The following is a 1,995-nucleotide window of genomic DNA, read 5'->3' on the forward strand; positions in this document are numbered from 1 at the left end:
CAGCGCCACCGACAGGATGCGCGCGGCGCGGTGCTGGGCGTAGGTGCGCAGGTCGACGCCGGGCTGGTGGGCGGCATGGGCGATCATGTAGCCCGACAGCACGAAGAACACGATGACCGCGTGATGGCCCGACCCGCCGAACCATCGGATGTCGAACACTGCCGAGGCGTGGTCGATCAGGACCGTTAGCGCCGCGAGAATACGCAGAATGTCAAGGTAAAGCGATTCGCGCCAGCGGTTCTCAATGCGATTGAGTCGCGTTTTGATCTCGTCCAGACGAGGCGAACCAGGCGCCGGCGAACGACCGGTGGTCGCCCGCACTGAGGCTAATCTGCCGCATCGTGTCGGTTTGTTGGCGGCCGGCCACATCATGCAGCCGATTTGGCTTGTATCGGGGCTCGGATCTTGATTCGACGCTCGATGTGAGCGTTGTCAGGGATCTGGTTACCGAGTTGGGCACGGTCTGCGCCGGTCTTCCCGACCAGCGCACGGGACCGCGCCGCGACGGCGACTACACGATGGCCGATATCGGTCTCTCGGCGTTCTCCCTGTTCTTCATGGGAAGTCCGTCGTTCCTGGCGCATCAGCGAACCCTGGAGCGCGGACAGGGCCGATCGAACTGTCAGACCCTGTTCGGCATCTCCGCGATCCCCTCTGACAACTACATCCGCCTGATGCTGGACGGCGTCTCGCCGGCGGCGTTCGATGCATTGTTCATGCGCGCCATGGAGGCAGCCGGGCCGCTGACCCGCTTCCAATGCCTGGGCGGACATGTGCTGATCGCGTTGGACGGCAGCGAGTACTTCTGCTCGCGCAAGATCAACTGTCCGCAATGCTCGACGCGGCGCCGGTCCGATGGTGGTGTGGAGTGCTTTCACGCCTTCCTCGGCGCCAGTGTGGTGGCACCGGGCCACACGCAGGTCCTGCCCCTGCCGCCGGAGTTCATTGCCCCGCAGGATGGCGCGGAGAAGCAGGATTGCGAGCGCAATGCCGCCAAGCGATGGCTGGCCCGGCACGGTTCCACGGTCGGCCATCTCCGGCCGATCTATCTCGGGGACGACCTGTTTGCCTGTCAGCCGATCGCCGCCGCCATCCAAGACACCGGCGGCAACTTCATCCTCACCTGCAAGCCATCCTCGCATCAGACCATCACCGAATACCGGCACGGCGCCGTACTGGAACAGCACCACCAGAGCGTATGCAAACGCGGCAGGCGCACCACCACCATCTACCGCTGGCTTTCCGGTGTGCCCCTGCGCGACACCGCCGATGCCATCCTGGTCAACTGGTTCTCCATCGAAATCCGCAACGCCCAGGGCAAGCGGACCTACCACAACAGCTTCGTCACCGACCTGGCGGTCACCGCCGATACCGTCGCCGAGTTGGCTGCCTGCGGCCGAGCCCGGTGGAAGGTAGAGAACGAAACCTTCAACGTGCTCAAGAACAATGGCTACAACCTCGAGCACAATTTCGGGCACGGCAAGCAGACCCTGGCCAGCGTCTTTCTCACGCTCAATCTGCTCGCTTTCGCCTGCCACACCGCCGCTCACCTTGCTCTCCTAGCCTGGCGAGAGGCGGTCGCCGCCTGCGGCGCCACATACCGCTTCTTCGAGAACCTGCGGACGATCACCGGATACGTGATCTTTCAGGACTGGACCCATCTGCTTCAGTCCATCGCCGCGGCCGATCTCCGACCGCCCTGACCGGCGCCTAATGCCCGTCCACTCGCAACCCTCCCGGTCGCAACCGAAGCAACGAAACCGCCCAAACCTCGAATTTAGAATTGCTGCCCCGACCGTCAACAGCGACCCAGACCCTAATGCTACGTGACCTCCATGTCGAAAGCCTTGGCCAACCTTCGCACAGGAATCGAACGCCGCCCTCGATGAGTATTCCGACCTGCAAGATCAGGCTGAGGCGGCGATAAACCGCCTCCGGTCAAACCAGGTGACAAGCCACAAGATGTCCGGGCTGGACCTCGCGCAGCACCGGCTC

Annotated in this window: 2 protein-coding genes; one reads left to right on the plus strand and one right to left on the minus strand. The window is 63.6% G+C overall.

Annotated elements, in window-relative coordinates:
• Window positions 1-321: acyltransferase family protein (locus VGP39_RS27720; protein ID WP_327571291.1), on the minus strand; the 321-nt coding region annotated here is incomplete at its 3' end.
• Between the two features lie 65 nt (window positions 322-386).
• Between VGP39_RS27720 and VGP39_RS27725 the strand changes: the two genes are divergently transcribed.
• On the plus strand, window positions 387-1,703 hold the full coding sequence (locus VGP39_RS27725; RefSeq protein WP_327571292.1) for an ISNCY family transposase: 1,317 nt from the start codon (window positions 387-389) through the stop codon (window positions 1,701-1,703).
• Window positions 1,704-1,995: the final 292 nt, after the last annotated feature.

The organism is Bradyrhizobium sp., assembly GCF_036009065.1.
GTDB lineage: Bacteria > Pseudomonadota > Alphaproteobacteria > Rhizobiales > Xanthobacteraceae > Bradyrhizobium.